At 58.9% G+C, this 16,219-nt stretch carries 10 protein-coding genes; 4 read left to right on the top strand and 6 right to left on the bottom strand.

What is annotated here, in order from left to right; translation table 11 throughout:
• Positions 1-31: 31 nt before the first annotated feature.
• Both ONB52_15675 and ONB52_15670 read right to left on the bottom strand, forming a co-directional pair.
• Entirely contained in the window at positions 32-1,009 is a 978-nt protein-coding gene (locus tag ONB52_15675) for a hypothetical protein (GenBank protein MDZ7417577.1), read from the bottom strand.
• A 163-nt stretch (positions 1,010-1,172) separates the two neighbouring features.
• Positions 1,173-1,865, bottom strand: coding sequence for a hypothetical protein (locus ONB52_15670; protein MDZ7417576.1), 693 nt, complete (start codon positions 1,863-1,865; stop codon positions 1,173-1,175).
• 1,264 nt (positions 1,866-3,129) lie between these two features.
• Between ONB52_15670 and ONB52_15665 the strand changes: the two genes are divergently transcribed.
• Complete coding sequence (locus tag ONB52_15665) at positions 3,130-3,888, top strand: metallophosphoesterase (protein ID MDZ7417575.1); 759 nt, start codon at positions 3,130-3,132, stop codon at positions 3,886-3,888.
• Positions 3,889-4,455: a hypothetical protein gene (locus tag ONB52_15660; protein ID MDZ7417574.1), complete on the top strand. Its 567-nt coding sequence runs from the start codon at positions 3,889-3,891 to the stop codon at positions 4,453-4,455. It begins immediately after the preceding gene.
• A gap of 284 nt (positions 4,456-4,739) precedes the next feature.
• On the opposite strand, the gene ONB52_15655 is transcribed toward ONB52_15660, so the two are convergent.
• The 4 genes from ONB52_15655 to ONB52_15640 form a co-directional block, all read right to left on the bottom strand.
• Positions 4,740-7,154 (bottom strand): glycoside hydrolase family 31 protein, encoded by a 2,415-nt coding sequence (locus tag ONB52_15655; protein MDZ7417573.1) that lies wholly within the window; start codon positions 7,152-7,154, stop codon positions 4,740-4,742.
• A 19-nt stretch (positions 7,155-7,173) separates the two neighbouring features.
• Positions 7,174-7,953: an MBL fold metallo-hydrolase gene (locus ONB52_15650; GenBank protein ID MDZ7417572.1), complete on the bottom strand. Its 780-nt coding sequence runs from the start codon at positions 7,951-7,953 to the stop codon at positions 7,174-7,176.
• Positions 7,954-8,074: 121 nt separating this feature from the next.
• On the bottom strand, positions 8,075-9,370 hold the full coding sequence (locus ONB52_15645; protein ID MDZ7417571.1) for an MFS transporter: 1,296 nt from the start codon (positions 9,368-9,370) through the stop codon (positions 8,075-8,077).
• 657 nt (positions 9,371-10,027) lie between these two features.
• Positions 10,028-11,602 (bottom strand): sodium:solute symporter, encoded by a 1,575-nt coding sequence (locus tag ONB52_15640; protein MDZ7417570.1) that lies wholly within the window; start codon positions 11,600-11,602, stop codon positions 10,028-10,030.
• A gap of 525 nt (positions 11,603-12,127) precedes the next feature.
• Here ONB52_15640 and ONB52_15635 point away from each other — a divergent pair.
• On the top strand, positions 12,128-14,236 hold the full coding sequence (locus ONB52_15635; protein ID MDZ7417569.1) for a S46 family peptidase: 2,109 nt from the start codon (positions 12,128-12,130) through the stop codon (positions 14,234-14,236).
• A 733-nt stretch (positions 14,237-14,969) separates the two neighbouring features.
• Complete coding sequence (locus tag ONB52_15630) at positions 14,970-16,217, top strand: T9SS type A sorting domain-containing protein (GenBank protein MDZ7417568.1); 1,248 nt, start codon at positions 14,970-14,972, stop codon at positions 16,215-16,217.
• Positions 16,218-16,219: the final 2 nt, after the last annotated feature.

Here is a 16,219-nt window from a genome sequence, read left to right as displayed (position 1 = left end):
GGAGGGCTGTGGCTTCCGCGGCGGCTTGGGATCAGCTTTGGGAGCGGGCTTCGAGCGCGGCCACGCGCGTATCAAGTTCCTCCAGCGTGCGATTCTGTTTCGCCTCGGATCCCTCCAGGACATCAATGCGGCTCTCCAGACGATCATCCCGGGCTGCCAGCGCTTTCTTCTCCACCTCGAAATCAGTGAAATATCTGCTGACATGATCGACCATGGTGTAGATTTGCTCTCTGAATTGCATGTTTTCTTCTCTTTCTTTCTCCACGACATTGTAGACCCGGTTGATCAGTTCCACAGTCCTTTCCCAATACAAATCCACTTTCGCTTCCAGTCTGTCCTGGCGGTCCCTGAGCTCTTTTAAAACAGCCTCGACTTGGCTCATTCTGGCAAGGAGTGACTTTTGACTTTTTTCCAGCTCCCGTTGTCTTTGCTCCAGCTTTTGTTGCCCTTTCTCCAGGCTTATCTGCCCTTTCTCCAGGCTTATCTGCCTTTTCTCCAGGCTTACCTGCCTTTTCTCCAGGCTTATCTGCCTTTTCTCCAGGCTTACCTGTCTTTTCTCCAGGCTTATCTGCCTTTTCTCCAGGCTTAGCTGTCTTTTCCCCAGGTTTACCTGCCTTTTCCCCAGGTTTACCTGCCTTTTCTCCAGGTTTACCTGCCTTTTCTCCAGGTTTGCCAGTCTTTTTCCCTGTTTTCGCTGCTGATTTTCCAGCTTTTGTTGGCCGCTGATCAAGCGTCGAAAGCCTTGTTCAACGCGGCGACTCAAGCGTTTCAGCTCTCGTTGGAGGGCATCTTTGGGTCTGGATTTTTTGCGCGACCGGCGTGGCACGAATTTCTCCCCTGAACGTAGTTTTGCGTTTGGAGTGCAATCATACAAATCGTCGCGCCAAGAAGCAATGCCTTTTTCGGAATTTGGGGTCACCCATTGTGCTTCATTGAAACCGTTGCCGGAAGGCCAGCCATTGTGGCTGTCGTAGTGAGTTGTTTCTGGGAAAGGGAGGCGCAGCAGCAAGTGCTCCACAAAAAAGTTCGATTGTGGATGGCTCGCGAAGTGAATGCAACTGTCGAGGTGCCGTAGTGGTGGGGGTACCACAGGAAGAATGAATCGCACTTGGGCAGGCGCACTCGGCGGGCAGCAACGCTGCGATGCCCAAGTCCGTCACCTGTGACCTGCGTCAATCGTCGCCATCCTCGTCATCATCATCCGCAAAGGCCTTGAGCGAGTTTTTGATATTGTGCTCGATGGCCTTCTGATTCCGGGGCAGGCGGGGGTCAAGATAGCCGCCCGAACTATCGCGGAACCAGCTCGCGGTATCAAGGGCGAGCACAATATTGGCATTCGGGGAATTGGCATCGACCAAAAGGGGTGGCGAAAGCTCCTGCTCCTGTTCCAATCTGATCGCACTGGCAAAGACGAACGCCGACGCACTGTCGCCGTCGATATAACCGCGGACGAGCAGGCTGCGGTTTTGCAGGTCTGGATTGGCGGTGTAGACCTGTCCGGCACTGGCCTGCAGGGGTGCGATTGCAACTTCGATCTCATCATACCTGCCAAACGGAACGGCAATCGCGCCGAGCGTGGTCCTGCTGCCGGTGACATCGAGATTCACCACCAGCGGGCCGCTGGACATGAAATCCATGCTGTCCCGCTCGCTGCTTTCAATCTCGATTTCACCGATGACGATTTGTGCGGCCGTAATGGTGACTTGCTGCACACCGGCCGCCACCTTGGCTGGTGCGGGCACGGCTTTGATACTGAGTTTCAAATTGCCGGTGGTGCCCGACATTGGATTTTTCGCGCAGCTCCACAAGCTGAAACCCAGCGTGATCCCGCTCACAGCAACGAGAGAGAGTAGGGGCCTCATCATGCTTGCCTCGATATAAAAGATTCCCCCCTCTTGCTGGCAATTTTTGCGCCATGCGGGGCGGTTCCTGCGCAACGCGACTGCCGCGAGGCTCGCATGATTTGTATTCACTTGCAGCCCGTCATACCAAACGCGACATCCTGCCCGGCTTCCGTTCTTTCACCTTGGTAATGCCGTCGCGAGTTTTGCAATCTCTTCGGAGTTGAGGTTATACCCCTTCCAGTCCGCCAATCCTGCTCTTTCTGGGCAAGACTATCGTGCCCGGCCATCTCGCTGCCGGGCTCTCTCTCCCGGCGTGCACCTGTCCGCCACGACTGCCACGGCCGGCACTTTGGCGCAGTGGTGTCTCTCCGAAGATGTTCCGACCCCGACTGAGCGGGAGACTCCACAACGGCGAGAGTCTCGCAAGATGCGAGGAATTCACGGCAACGATCAGGCTGTTGCAGAAACCCTTCATCAAAATTTTTGAGATTGCGACCCAACACGTCTCGCGCTGCGCGTGATCGCGGACTGTCGCCGTGGGTGCAGAGCAACCGGGGGGCATCTCGACTGCCCGGTGTTCCTTGCGTTTTGTGTTGCATGGCAATCCGATGGCTTTGCCTGCCATCACCACCTTTGTGCCCGATGCCGGGAGGCTGCCACTGCCTGCTGGTCGCTGATCCCGCCGGCTTTGGCCACGCGACAATTCGCCTGTCCATCGTGCACCTCGCAATCACACGGCGCAATCTCTGCAGAGGTGCAGTGTGCGTTCATGCCACTGCCGGCAGCGCACGCTCAACATCACAGCGGGCCGCAGCGTGAAAGGTGGCGCTTGGCCGGCGGGAAGGAGTCGCTCAGCCACCAGCCCGGGCAGCCGGCGGCTGCCAGCAAGCAACTCATAGGGAGGAGGCCTCAGGCAGTCGCAGGCTGCGCCGGCACTGTGGCAGTCCTTTCTGCAAAAGCTGCGGTTGCATGGTAGAGAAGAGCTGCGCCAAAACTTCACCGGCGCAACCGCCGTTTCATGAGGCCACCCTCTCTTGCCGGTGCTCACGAGATGCTGCCGGTTGGCCCGTTGCATCCACAGCTTTCCGCAAACCCTCGCCGGCGTTGCCTGCTCTTCCGAAAATTGGCAGTGACATGCGGTATGGCATCCGTTGAAACGAAAACAAACCCAATTCTCCCCGCAACCACCGGCTGGACTGTACGCGTGTCGAAGTGCCTGGTTGTTTCCGCTCTTGTTGTTGGCGTGGCAGTTGCCCTGTGGTGGCGTTCCTCCGCGGAACTTCGCGTGCAGCATCTTCGCATTGCCCATCCCGCTTTTGCCGACGTGCTGTCCGGCAAAAAGATTGTTCAACTCAGTGATCTGCATTTCCACCAGCACAGCGCACACACCGCGCAAGCTGTCCTCTCCCGGCTGCGGGAAATTCAGCCGGACATGATTCTGCTGACCGGCGACTACGTGCGATGGTATGGCAGTCAGGATGATTATGAGCATGCGCTTTCGTTTCTCGGGCAATTGCAGGCGCCGCTCGGGGTTTATGCCGTGATGGGCGATGCCGACTACTCGTTCTCACGCGCGAGCTGCCTTTTTTGCCATCGCCGGGATTCCGCCGATCCGCCGGTTGCACACCGGGTCATATTTTTGCGCGATTGCTTTGTCGATCTCGCCATTGGCGGCCGGTGGTTGCGACTGGCGGGATTGGATTGCTGGCCACCGCTGCGGCCCAACCTCGCGCTGGTTGACTCCCTGCTCGCCAGCGAGCATCCAACGATTTTGCTGTCACACACCTCGCTGGCCTATGCCCGCGTGCCTGCATCCGCGCACGCGCTGGTGCTGAGCGGCGACACCCACGGCGGACAGATTCGTCTGCCGGGCCTCCTTTGGCGGATCACTGGACGCAAGCCCGATCCGGATCACCTCCGCGGCTTTTTTCAAGAGGGGAATAAAATGCTGTATGTCACCAGCGGCATAGGTACAACGGATATCCCCATTCGCCTGGGCGTGCCGCCGGAAATTGTGGTCTTCGAATTTGAAAGGAAGGATTAAATGGCCGGTGTGAAGCGGCTGCCGTTCGAACAGGGGAGGCGGGCGTTGAATTTCGCCGGCATCATGATGCTCAGCCTGCTTGCCAGCGCCTGTCAGCGCGACCGGCCTTTCTTTTTCGACTTTGAGAGCGATGCGGAGCTCGACCGGCTCCACTGGGAATGCCGCGCGCTGCTCACCCTGGCCACCGATCCGGTGGCGCATGGCGAACGCAGCCTGCGCCTCGAAATGTTCCCGGGCAATTTCCCGGGGCTTAAAATTACCAGGTTCGATCCGGATTGGTCGGCTTTCCACAGCCTGCACGCCGCGATTTACAATCCACAGCCCGACACGCTGCAGGTGCATTTCCGCATCGATGACCGCCGGGAAAGCCCGGCTTATGCCGACCGTTGCAATCGGCGTATCCGGCTGCCGCCGGGCTGGACGCAATTTGTCTGGCCGCTGGATTCCCTCATCACCACCGGCACGCGCCGCCGCATGCAACGATCAAACATCGAGTCGGTGTACTTCTTCCTGCAGCGACCGGCCCAACCGGTGACCCTGTATTTTGATCATCTGCATTTGGAATAGCAGAAGAAACCGCCCCGGCATTCGGTCCCGAAGCAGGCACCTGTCACCATCAAGTCCACTGCTGATCACGAGGAAACGCCCGGGCGGTGTCGTGTTCAGATCCTTACACGGTTCCCTCCGGGGGGCAGCGGCATCGGGTGAATGCTGCAATGCCCGGAACAGGAATGCCTCAAGCACATGCGGGGACCCAGCGCAGACCTCTTTTCTGCAGGTGAAGAGGGCTGCGCTCCGTCATACGGTTACTGCGGGATTACCCGGAACACCCGCCGGGGCATGGCCTCATTTTAGAAATCGAAACCCAGCGTGTGTGCTTTGCCGTCATCGCGCAGCCGAACCGTGACCGTGCCGGCTTCGGCTGCGAAGCTGACCTCCGCCAGTTTCCTGCCGTCAAGGCTCACCCTTTGCGGTGCGCGGCGCTGGCCGTGCACGATAACGCGGTAATCACGCGCCGGCGGCACATACCTGCCCTCCCGGCCCGCGATGGCGAGCGTGACATTTTTTGCCCGGGTCGAGACTTTGAAGGAAGTCAGGCTCATCTCGCCCCCGGCATAGGCAAAGGAGTGGCCATCATCTTCATACAGCATCGAGGTTCTCTCTGCGCCGGGATAGACGTGCAGATCGATTTGCGTCAGCGGCTTCTCTCCGACATATTGCAGCACCTCGCCCATCGGGATCACCGCGCCGGCGCGCACGAACAGCGGCAGTTTTTCCACCGGCGCGTCGACATAGACGTAGCCTCCGCCTGCATGGGTCTTGTTCTCCCAGAAATCATACCATGTGCCCGCCGGCAGGTAGACTTTGCGAATGCGCTCGCCCGCACGCGTCACCGGCGCCACCAGCAGGTCGTTGCCCCACAGATATGTCGTATGATTCTGGCCCTCATAGGTCTCGGCCTCCTGTGGAAACTCCAGGAACAGGGGCCGCATGATGGGCATGCCTTCGACTGCCGCCTGATAAAACGCCGTGTAGGTGTAGGGCAGCAGGCGGTAGCGCAGCTCGATGTACTTGCGATTCACTTCTTCCGCCCATTCTCCAAAACTCCACGGCTCCTGATCGGGAGAATTGATCTGGGTGTGTGTGCGGAAAAACGGTGTGAAGGCGCCGACTTGCATCCAGCGCACAAACAGCTCGGGCGTGGGTGTTTCCGCAAAACCGCCGACGTCTGTTCCGACAAATGGAATGCCGCTCAGGCTCATGGACTGGCATATGCGGATGCCGATCTCCAGATGCTCGAAAGTGGCAACATTGTCGCCGGTCCAGCTTGCGGCATAGCGCTGCGTGCCGGCAAAGCCGGCGCGTGTCAAAATAAAGGGCCGTTCCTGCGGCCGCCACCGCCGCAAGCCTTCATAAGTGGCCTGTGCCATGAGATGGCCAAAGACATTGTGAATCTTTTTGATTGAGACTTTGCGGCCCTCCTCGTCGAACTCCACCAGCAGGGGCGCCTCGCGGCCCCACACCGCCGGCTCGTTCATGTCGTTCCAAATACCGGCAACCCCCATGTCGAGGAAATCTTTGTGGAGATCACCCCACCAGGCGCGCGACTCGGGCTTGGTGTAGTTGGTGAAATGGCTGGGGCCGGGCCAGACATCGCCGATATAGCGCTGGCCGTCGGGGAACTTGATGAAATGATCGCCCTGCACACCGCTGTCATAGACCGAATAGCCGGGATCGACCTTGATGCCGGGATCAACAATCGTCACCACCTTGAAGCCCTGCGCACGCAAATCAGCCAGCAATTTTCGCGGGTCCGGAAAGCGTTGGGGATCGAAAGTGAAGCAGCGATAGCCGTCCATGTGGTGAATGTCGAGATAGAGGACATCAGCCGGGATTTTTTTCTCGCGAAAGATGCGTGCCAGTTGCCGCACTTCGCTTTCGGGGAAATAGCTCCAGCGGCATTGCTGGTAGCCCAGCGCCCACAGCGGCGGCAGCGGCATGCGGCCCACCAGCTCGGAATAGCGGCGGAGAATATCCTTCATCGTCGCGCCGGCAAAGAAAAAATAATCCAGCGCCCCGCCCTCGGCACGAAACGAATAGAGACGGTGATTGCCGGCCCCCAGATTGAAAAAACTGCGATGGGTATTGTTGAAGAAAATCCCGTAGCAGCGGCTTTCGCGCACACCGATGAAGAAGGGATGGGACTGATACAGCGGATCCGTGCGGTCACTGTAGGCGGGGATGTCCGAATTCCACATCTGCCATTCACTGCCGCGCCGGTCGAGGCCGCCGGTTTTCTCACCCAATCCGTAAAAGCGCTCACCCGGCAGCAGGGTTTTGAACACGGCGACTTCCCTGCCCTCCCAGGCGAGACCAAACGCCTCGTCGTCCTGGTTCAGGAGATTGCCGGCGGCATCATAAAACGCCAGGCGGCAGGGCGACCGCCGGATGCGAACCTCGAGCGCGGCGGTCTTGAGCACGACGTGGGTGGCAGTCTCCGCAACCGTGAAGGTTGTGCCCGGCCAGTCGGTTTTGGCGAGGGCATAATCCGGCCCGCTCTGCCAGCGGCCGTGCGGCGCCAGCGTGACACGTGCCAAATCCGGCGCGAGAAATGCGAGACGCACCAGATCCTCGCCGCAGCGCAACACCGCACCCTGCTCGTGAAAATCGATGGCGGTGAGATTGCCCAGGAATTGGTACTGGCTCATCACCCTTTCTCCCAGCAGCAGACTCGCCAACATCACCAAGGTGAAGCGGGGCTTCATGACGTCCTCCCTGCGTGTGTTACATGTCATCCAGTGTGTATGACATCCCATCGCGCGCCGCGAGCACGGGCACACCGGTTTCCTGCGTGAGCTGTTCGGCCAGCAGCCACGGCCTGGCGCGCACCATCGACATGCCGAAGTGAGTCAAAATCGCCGTCTCCGGCCTGATGGCCGAGATCAGGCGGCGGGCATCATCCAGGCACAGGTGTTGGATCAAGTTTTCCTCACGCTGTTTGAGCAGCACGACATTCAACACCAGCACCCGCGCGCCGGCGTACCATTCCATCAGGTCGGGAAAAAATTCTGTGTCGATCAAGAACGCGAGGCGGCCCGCCCGGCTCTCGAAGACGAAGCCATAAGTCTCCACGCCGTGGCGGTGCCGGCCGCGGGTGTGAAAGCACAGGCCGCCGAGCTCATAGCGGGTGAAGGGTTGCAGCCGCGTGATGCCGGTGATGTAATCACGCACATAACGCAACACCACCGGGTCGTCACCCTCCAGGCAGTCCGCCGGCGCGAAGAGCAGGCCGCGTTTCTGCCGGCCGCCGTGGGACATGGCCTCCAGCATGACATTGACGTCGGTGGAATGATCGATGTGGCGGTGGCTTAGCAGAACGGCATCGAGCGCGTGGCCGGCGATTTTGGGCCGGCTGCTGGCGCAACGGCTGAGCGTGCCCGGCCCGGGATCCAGCAAAATGGTTTGGCCATCCAGACTCAGAATGGTGCCCGCGGAGGAGCGCAGTTGTTCAATCATGACGAAGCGCGCGCCGGCGGTCCCGAGAAACTTGATGAAATTTGACATGATCTTGCGCTTGCTCAGAGTCCCTGCCACCGTCGTGGCGGTGGAACAACCCCGCCCGGTGGCGCCCCTCCCCCCCCCGTGTGACGGAATGAGAACGGAGCAACGACGGGATGCGGCTGTGTCAGCCCGGGCGCCCGCCAGTCAGGCGCAAATGTTTCACCTCCGCGGCGCCCTGCTTTTCATCGACAAAGGAGAGCAGCAGGCCGCCGAGCACGAACAGCACGGCGATCGAGGCGATGCCCGTGCGCGGGCTGTCGGAGATCATGCCGGTCACGCCGATGAGAATCGGGCCAAAGATCACCGCGAATTTGCCGAGCAGATTGTAGAAGCCGTAGAATTCCGCGGTCTGATCATGCGGAATCAGGCGCGAATAAAGTGAGCGGCTCAGCGCCTGAATGCCGCCCTGCACCAGCCCGATCACGATGGCGAGGGCGTAGAACTCGATTTTGTCACTCATCCGCACCGCCCACAGAACAACGAGCAAGTAAACGACGATCGCGAGGTAGATCGCGCGCTTGGCGCCGATGCGTTCGCCCAGCCTGCCATACACAATGGCACTGGGAAAACCGACGAATTGTGTGATCAGCAAGGCAACGATCAGGTCTTTGGCTTCGAAGCCGATGGACAGGCCGTAATCCACCGCCATGCGGACGATGGTATCGACGCCGTCGATGTAAAGCCAGTAGGCGGCCAGGAAGAGGCCGATGGTTTTGAGATGGCGGATTTTGCGAAAGGTGTGCGCCAGTTGGCGGCCGCCTTCGCGCACCGCCTGGCGCAGGCTGTGCGCGGTGGCGGACTGTGTTTCCGGCACGAACAGCATGATCGGCAACGTGAAGACGCCCCACCATACGCCCGCGGTAATGAATGAGACGCGCACGGCTTCGCCGGCATCTGCCAGGCCAAAGGTCGCCGGGCTGAGCGTCATCCACACGTTGAGGGCGAAGAGCAGGCCGCCGCCCAGGTAGCCCATGGCATAGCCCAGCGCCGAGACGAAGTCGATCTTCTTGTCATCCACAATGCCGGGCAGCAGCGCGTCATAAAAAATGTTGCCGCCGGAGAAGCCGATGGTTCCCATCACGTAGATCAACGCCGCCTGCGGCCACTGGCCGCGAGCGACGAAAAACAGCGCGCTGGTCGACAAGGCGCCGAGATAGGCGAAGAGCATCAGAAATTTTTTCTTGCGGCTGCCGCGGTCGGCAATCGCGCCGAGCACCGGCGCCAGCAGCGCCACCACCAAACCGGATATGGAATTGGCAAGGCCCAGCTTGGCGGTGCTCTCTGTAACCGCCACGCCCTGGCTCCAGTATTCTTTGAAAAAGACGGGAAAGAAACCCGCCATCACCGTGGTGGCGAAGGCGGAATTACCCCAGTCGTAAAAACACCAACCCAGTTCTTGTTTGTTTTTGAAGAGCGGCATGCAAGCTCCGTGATCAGCAGCGAACGGCAACCATCATGGTTGTGCCGTTCGACGGGTGGTCATTTTCTCCGGCCTTGGGGCTGGATGTGATTGCCACAAAATGTCGCAGCTCAGGCTTCCAGCCTGCCTGCAGACAAGATTTCTGCGCTATATTTTCATCGTGATGGCTGTGCGAATGCACATGACAAATTACCACGAAAAGACTTTTGTAGCAGACCCTTCAGGATCGGTGCTTGAAGGCACTGCTACGGAAGCTCATGTTCATCTTGATGGGTGCCGCGCACGGCATGGCAAATTACCCTGAAAACACCATTCTGGCCGCAGAGATTTGGGCGGCGCCGCCTTGGTCCAGCCTGCCACTGATAAAAATCAGTGCGACACGGCGTCGATTAGTCTCCAGGGAATTTGGTGGTGGCCGCATGCCGTGTTACGAGTTACCCACACAAGTCAACACAGAACCAAAATTATAGTGTCCATCCAAAACCACTGGCTATGCAGCGACTGTTCCTGCAACGGCTTGGCCGTTGCCTCAAATGCACCGGATTTTTCACGCGGCTGGTTGCGTTGAACATCCCGGCTCAGCCGGGGCGGAAACGTTTTCGGACAGACACGAAATAATGGCGAGGCGGCGGCAGGCCCGGGTTTGTTGTTTTTTCTTCATGGCGTGGTCACTTTGTCCGGAGGCGTTCGAAACCAGAGCCCAACGAGAAACGTCACGATACTGCCGAACATGATATACCAGGTGAAGGCAATCTGTGGCACCGGCAGCGGGGCCAGCCCCAGCCAGCCCAGCACCCTGTTTGCCAGTCCGCTGAGTCCAAAGACGGTGAGGAAGCCGCAAAGCATGGCGAGCAGATTGCCGCGATCGTTGCCGCGGCGGCGGGTCAGCATGCCGATCAGGAAAACGCCGAGCAGCGAGCCGTAGGTGTAGCCGATGATGCCCAGCGCAATCGGAATAATGGTGAGCGTGGGATCGTGCAACACCGAGTAGGCGGCGAGGCCGGCGACCAGGATCATCAAAAGCGCAAAAATGAAGGTGAAGAGGCGGGCGGCGGAGACATAATGACGGTCATCGGCATTTTTCCTGAAATAGGGGGCGTAAAAATCCTTCACGAAGCTGGTGGCGAGAGCATTGAGCGCGGCACTCAACGACCCCATGGCGGTGGCAAAGACACCGGCGATGATCAAGCCGCGCAGCCCCGGCGGCATTTTGTTGATGATGAAGTAGGCGAAAATTTCGTTGTGTGCCGCCGGCAGGTTGGGATCTGGGACAAGGCGAAAATAGGCATATAGAAAGATCCCGATCGTGACAAACGCCAGAGCGATGGGAATATCGGCCACGCCGGAGAGGATGAGGGAGAAGCGGCTGCGCTGGTAATCAGTGGCGGTGAGCATGCGCTGCACCATGTCCTGGTCGGTGCCATGCGTGGCCATCACCAGAAAAATATAACCGGTGAATGCCGCCCAAATGGTGTATTCCTGGCTCAGGATGTTGCGCACGGTCTGCGACAGCGTGGTGGCGCCGTGCACGCCCGTGTCAAAGATGCGGAAGTTGGCAAAATTGTCGGTACCGGCCTTGATGCCCTCCCAGCCGCCGGGCGTGAGCGCAACAATGATATAAAGCGAGAGCAGGGCGCCGCCGAACATGATGCCGGCCTGAATCAAATCAGTCCAGATCACCGCTTTGATGCCGCCCAGCATGGTGTAGAGCGTGGTGATCAGGGTCATCACGATGATCGCGAGCACATACTGCTCGAAGGTGGGGGAGGCGCCGGTGAGAAATTTCCAGGCGATCACCAGCACCACCGCGGCAATGTAAACCCGCACGCCGCTGGCCAGCACACGGGTGATCAGGAAGATGATGCTGCCGGCCACGCGCGACCGCACGCCGAAGCGCTTTTCCAGGAATTCATAAACGGTGTAAACGCGGTAATGATAGTAGGGTCTGATGAAGAGATAGGCGATGATCACCCGCGCCACCACGGTGCCCAGCATTAATTGCACGTAGATGGCGCTCTGCTGGCGGTAGCCCTCCGCCGGCACCCCGAGAAAGGTGGCGGCGCTGGTTTCCGCCGCGATGATGGATGCCAGCACCGCCCACCAGGGAATCTTGCGCCCGCCCAGCGCGAAGTCCTCCATGCTTTCTTCGCGCCGCCCCATGTACAAACCGAGACTGGTAATGGTGATGAAGTAGAAGACGATAATCGCGACATCCCAGAAGAGTGCGCTCATCGATGAGCCCGGTTGAGGAATGAATCTCGCCTCCTGCCTGCCTTGGTGCGGACTGCGCCGTCACCGGTGTTGTGCCCCGCTCTGGCAAGCCACTGAATTTTGCATTTTCTTTTTGCCGCCTTTCGCCTGAGAATAAATTCTCAAACTTAAAGCTGAGACCGCTTGAAGGCGGCCGCCCACCAATCGGATGATAAGCCGGCCTTGCCCAACTTGAGCTCTGCGCCTGCGATTGCAATCGCAGGCGGTGAGGGCAACGCGGCCCATGCAAAATTCAGAAAGCAACTTTTGTCCGCGCCTCGCCCGTGCTGCCGGCTTTGTCAACCAGCAGGGAGGCGACACCCCGTCACTGACTTCGATCATATGCACAAAGCTGAGAGAGCATACAAACTGCTGCTAAGATAAAAAGTATTGGAGATGACGCAACTTTTTTCTATCATGCCGCACTTTGGCATGGCTGGGAAGGACTGTTCTGCTTTCTCAAAGGTAGGGAATGCCTTGTGAACCCGATGGAGGTGTGCGATGCGTATGGAGTGTCGGAATATTCTGAAGCGGCTCGCCGGCGTGTTGGTGCTGGCCGGCATGCTGTTTCTGCCGGGCGCGGCACGGCCCGATGAGGGGATGTGGACGTTCGACAATCCGCCTCTCAAGCAGCTTCAAGAACGCTATGGCTTCACGCCGACACAGGCGTGGCTGGATCACATCCGGCTGGCGAGTGTTCGCTTCAACGATGGCGGCTCCGGCTCCTTCGTGAGCCCCAATGGTCTGGTGTTGACCAATCACCACGTCGCTCTCGGCCAGTTGCAGAAACTGTCGAGCCCGGAGAACAACTATGTCGCCAACGGTTTTCTGGCAATGACCCCGGCGGCCGAATTGAAATGCCCGGATCTGGAGTTGAATGTTCTGATCTCGATGGAAAACGTTACCGCGCGCGTGCAAGGCGCGGCAAAGCCGGGCATGACCGACCAGCAGGCTTTGCAGGCCCGTCAAAAGGAAATCGCCCGCATCGAAAAGGAAAGCCTGAAGGCAGCCGGTTTGCATTCAGAAGTGGTGTCACTCTACCAGGGCGGCGAATACTGGCTGTACCGCTACAAGAAATACACCGATGTGCGGCTGGTCTTTGCGCCCGAACAGCAGGCGGCATTTTACGGCGGGGATCCCGACAACTTCACTTATCCGCGTTATGATCTCGACATGACGCTCTTTCGCGTCTACGAGAATGACAAGCCGGTGCAAAGCAAGCATTATCTGAAATGGAACACCACAGGCGCGGCGGTTGACGAACTGGTGTTTGTGTCCGGCCATCCCGGCTCCACCGACCGCCTGCAAACGGTGGCGCAACTTGTACGGCAACGCGACTACAGTTATCCGTATCGTTTGAAAATGTACAACCGCCGCCTGGCCCTGCTGCGCCGCTATGCCGCACAAGGTCCGGAGCAGGAGCGCCAGGCCATGCGCGACATTTTCGGGATTGAGAACGCGCTGAAAGCGTGGACCGGCGAGTACAACGGTCTGCGCAGCAAAGAGCTGATGGCCAAAAAGGAGCAGGAAGAGAATGATTTCCGCGCCCTGATCGCCGGCAAGCCGGAGTGGCAGGCGGCCTATGGCGACGCCTGGGACATGATTGCCAATGCGGAAAAGAAACAAATCGAAATGCTGCCGCAGCTCCGCTATCGCGATTTGCGCTTCTCACGGCTGGCAAACCTGGCCAAAAATCTCGTGCAGTATGCCACCGAGATTAAAAAGAAGGACGAAGAGCGCCTCGAGGGTTTTCATGACTCCCAGCTCGAAGGTTTGAAGTTCCGGTTGCTCTCGCCGGCGCCGATTTATCCGGCGTTGGAGGAAGTTTCCCTCGTGGATGCCCTGCAGGAATCGCATGAGCAGCTTGGCCCGGATGATCCCTTCATCAAAACCGTGCTCGGGGGGCGCACGCCGGCGGAAGTGGCCCGGGAACTCATCGGCGGCACCAAGCTCGCCGATGTGGCGGTGCGCAAGGCCCTGCTCGAAGGCGGTGAAAGTGCGATCAAAGCTTCGACCGATCCGCTCATTGTCCTGATGCGCGAGCTGGACGGGATGATGCGCGAACAGAACCGCCTCTATGAAGAGCAGGTGGAGAGCGTGCTGGTGGCCGCCGGTGAAAAGATCGGCAAGGCGCGCTTTGCCGTTTATGGCAAATCTGCCTATCCCGATGCCACATTCACCCTGCGGCTTTCCTACGGCAAAGTGGCGGGCTATCCGATGAACGGCACCAAGGCGCCGGCCATGACGACGCTCTACGGCCTGTTCGACCGCGCCTACAGCTTCAACCTGCAGCCGCCCTTCAACCTGCCCAAGCGCTTTTTCGAACGCCAGGACAAACTCGATCTGCGCACGCCGGTGAATTTCGTCACCACCAATGACATCATTGGCGGCAACTCCGGCTCACCGGTGATCAACAAGCAGGGCGAGTTGGTGGGTTTGATCTTCGACGGCAACATCGAGAGCCTGGTCGGCCGTTATGTCTACAGCGAGGAAGCCAACCGCGCCGTGGCGGTGCATCCCGCCTACATGATCGAAGCGATGCGCAAACTTTATGATGCCGGTGTGATCGCCGACGAGTTGGAAAACGCGGGCGCAACGTCCTCGAAAACAGATTGATCCTGTTTTGACGCGCGGTTTGCGGCGGCCCGGTGTTCAGGTCGTCGGGCAGAGGGAGTTTTCTTCACCAAGTGGCGCCGGCAGGCAGTATCAGGCGCCACTTTTGTTTGTGTTGGTTGCGGGGAGCAGGGGAGCCGGTGCCCTTGACTGAAAGTTGGTTGTGCTTTGATGGCTGGCGGAATTTGCGGCTTGCAAATCGAAGAATTTTGCCTAGAATTCTTTTCGGTTCCATACGGCTCGGTGTGGGCAAAACGGAACGCGGCGATAAACAAATTTCCCGCAGGCTGATTTGCGCAGTGTCGCGCCGGTTTTTACCACTGGCAAAGCGGGACAAAGTGGCGTCGCCAAAATCTCTGCGGCCCACATGGCGTTTTCAGGGTAATTTTTGTCATGCCGCGCGCTACCCATCAGAATGAAAATGAGCTTTCGTGGCAGTGCCTTCAGGCACCGACCCTGAAGGATCTACCGCAAACAAAAGTATTTTCGTGTAATTTGCCATGCCCGCATGGGCATCCATCGACATGAAAATGTCGCGCAGACCTCTGGTTTGCCTGCTGACATTTTCGTGGTGAAGCCATGTTGCCACGCTGCGACTGCGGCGTGGCCGCAGCCCAAATGTTTGTCGGGAGGGCGCGTTTCCCTCCCGGAAGGGATGCCGGGTTTGAAAGTGCGGGCGATCGCGTTCAGTTCTCCGTTTTCCGTCATGAAAATGTTCAATTGGAAGCCTGATGGCATGAGAAAAGTGATTTTGTTGTGCAGTTTGCTTTTGTTGGCCGGCGCCGGCAGAGCGGCGGCGCCACTCGACACGCTCCGTATTGCCAGCTACAATCTGCTCTTTTTCCCGAGCAGTCAGGGCGTCGCCCGGCTGCCCTACTTCCGCACGGTGATCAACGCGTTGCAGCCGGATCTGCTGCTGGTGCAGGAGCTCGAGAGCGAACAGGGCCAGCTTCTTTTTCTCAACCAGGTGATGAATTTTTCCCGGCCCAATTTGTATCAGAGCGCGCCGTTCGTCGACGGCTTCGACCTGGACAACACGCTGTACTACAAACCGGACAGGGTGACCCTGCTGGGCACGCAGCAAATCCGCACGAGCCTGCGCAATATCTCCGAGTACTATCTGCAGGCCAACGGGGTGGAATTCCGGCTGTACTCCGTGCATCTCAAGGCCGGCACCGAGGTCAATGACGAACGCCAGCGCGCCAACGAGGCGCTGACACTGCGCACCTATCTCAACGATCTGCCGCCGGGAGAAAATCTGGTGGTGATGGGAGACTTCAATCTCTCGCGTTCCAGTGAGCCGGCATTTCTGCGTCTCACGGAAAGCCAGGCCGACAACGACGGCCGGCTTTTTGACCCGCTCAATGCGGTCGGGGTGTGGAACAACAATGCGAGTTTTGCCGCCCTGCACACACAATCAACGCGCACCACGGTGTTTGGCGAAGGCAGTGCCGGCGGCCTCGACGACCGCTTCGATTTGATTCTGGTTTCCGCCAGTGTGCTCGCTTCCGATGGTTTGTATCTGCTGCCCAATTCCTATCGTGCCTTCGGCAACGATGGCAATCATTTCAACCGCGCCGTCAATGACGGCCCCAACGGCGTGGTGGCGGCGAGTGTCGCCAACGCACTGCATGAAGCTTCCGATCACCTGCCGGTGTACGCCGACTTCGTGGTGGGCACGCCCACCGCGGTGCAGCAGCGGCTGCACAAAGGTCTGCCGGTGTTGTTTGAGCTCGAGCAGAATTTCCCCAATCCCTTCAAGCCGGAAACGATCATCGGATACCGGCTCCACCGGCGGGCACGCGTGATGTTGAAAGTTTATGATCTCAACGGCGCGGAAGTCGCCGTTTTGCTGAATGAGACCAAGGCCCCCGGGCACTATCGCACCCGCTTCTCCGCGCGCGGCTTGAAGAGTGGCGTGTATTTCTGCCGCCTCACGGTGGATGGACAAACACAAACCCGCAAACTCATCTTTCTGGAGTGAAG

It is taken from the genome of candidate division KSB1 bacterium, from assembly GCA_034506255.1.
In the GTDB taxonomy this organism is placed as follows: domain Bacteria; phylum Zhuqueibacterota; class Zhuqueibacteria; order Zhuqueibacterales; family Zhuqueibacteraceae; genus Coneutiohabitans; species Coneutiohabitans thermophilus.
The sequence above is the reverse complement of the archived record's forward strand: the minus strand, read 5'-3'. Positions and strand labels throughout refer to the sequence as shown.

Excerpts from the sequence above, each read along its gene's own strand:
- ONB52_15630 (MDZ7417568.1), top strand. The coding sequence starts at position 14,970 with ATGAGAAAAGTGATTTTGTTGTGCAGTTTGCTTTTGTTGGCCGGCGCC.
- ONB52_15655 (MDZ7417573.1), bottom strand. The coding sequence starts at position 7,154 with ATGAAGCCCCGCTTCACCTTGGTGATGTTGGCGAGTCTGCTGCTGGGA.
- ONB52_15650 (MDZ7417572.1), bottom strand. The coding sequence starts at position 7,953 with ATGTCAAATTTCATCAAGTTTCTCGGGACCGCCGGCGCGCGCTTCGTC.
- ONB52_15670 (MDZ7417576.1), bottom strand. The coding sequence starts at position 1,865 with ATGATGAGGCCCCTACTCTCTCTCGTTGCTGTGAGCGGGATCACGCTG.
- ONB52_15635 (MDZ7417569.1), top strand. The coding sequence starts at position 12,128 with ATGGAGTGTCGGAATATTCTGAAGCGGCTCGCCGGCGTGTTGGTGCTG.
- ONB52_15660 (MDZ7417574.1), top strand. The coding sequence starts at position 3,889 with ATGGCCGGTGTGAAGCGGCTGCCGTTCGAACAGGGGAGGCGGGCGTTG.
- ONB52_15645 (MDZ7417571.1), bottom strand. The coding sequence starts at position 9,370 with ATGCCGCTCTTCAAAAACAAACAAGAACTGGGTTGGTGTTTTTACGAC.
- ONB52_15640 (MDZ7417570.1), bottom strand. The coding sequence starts at position 11,602 with ATGAGCGCACTCTTCTGGGATGTCGCGATTATCGTCTTCTACTTCATC.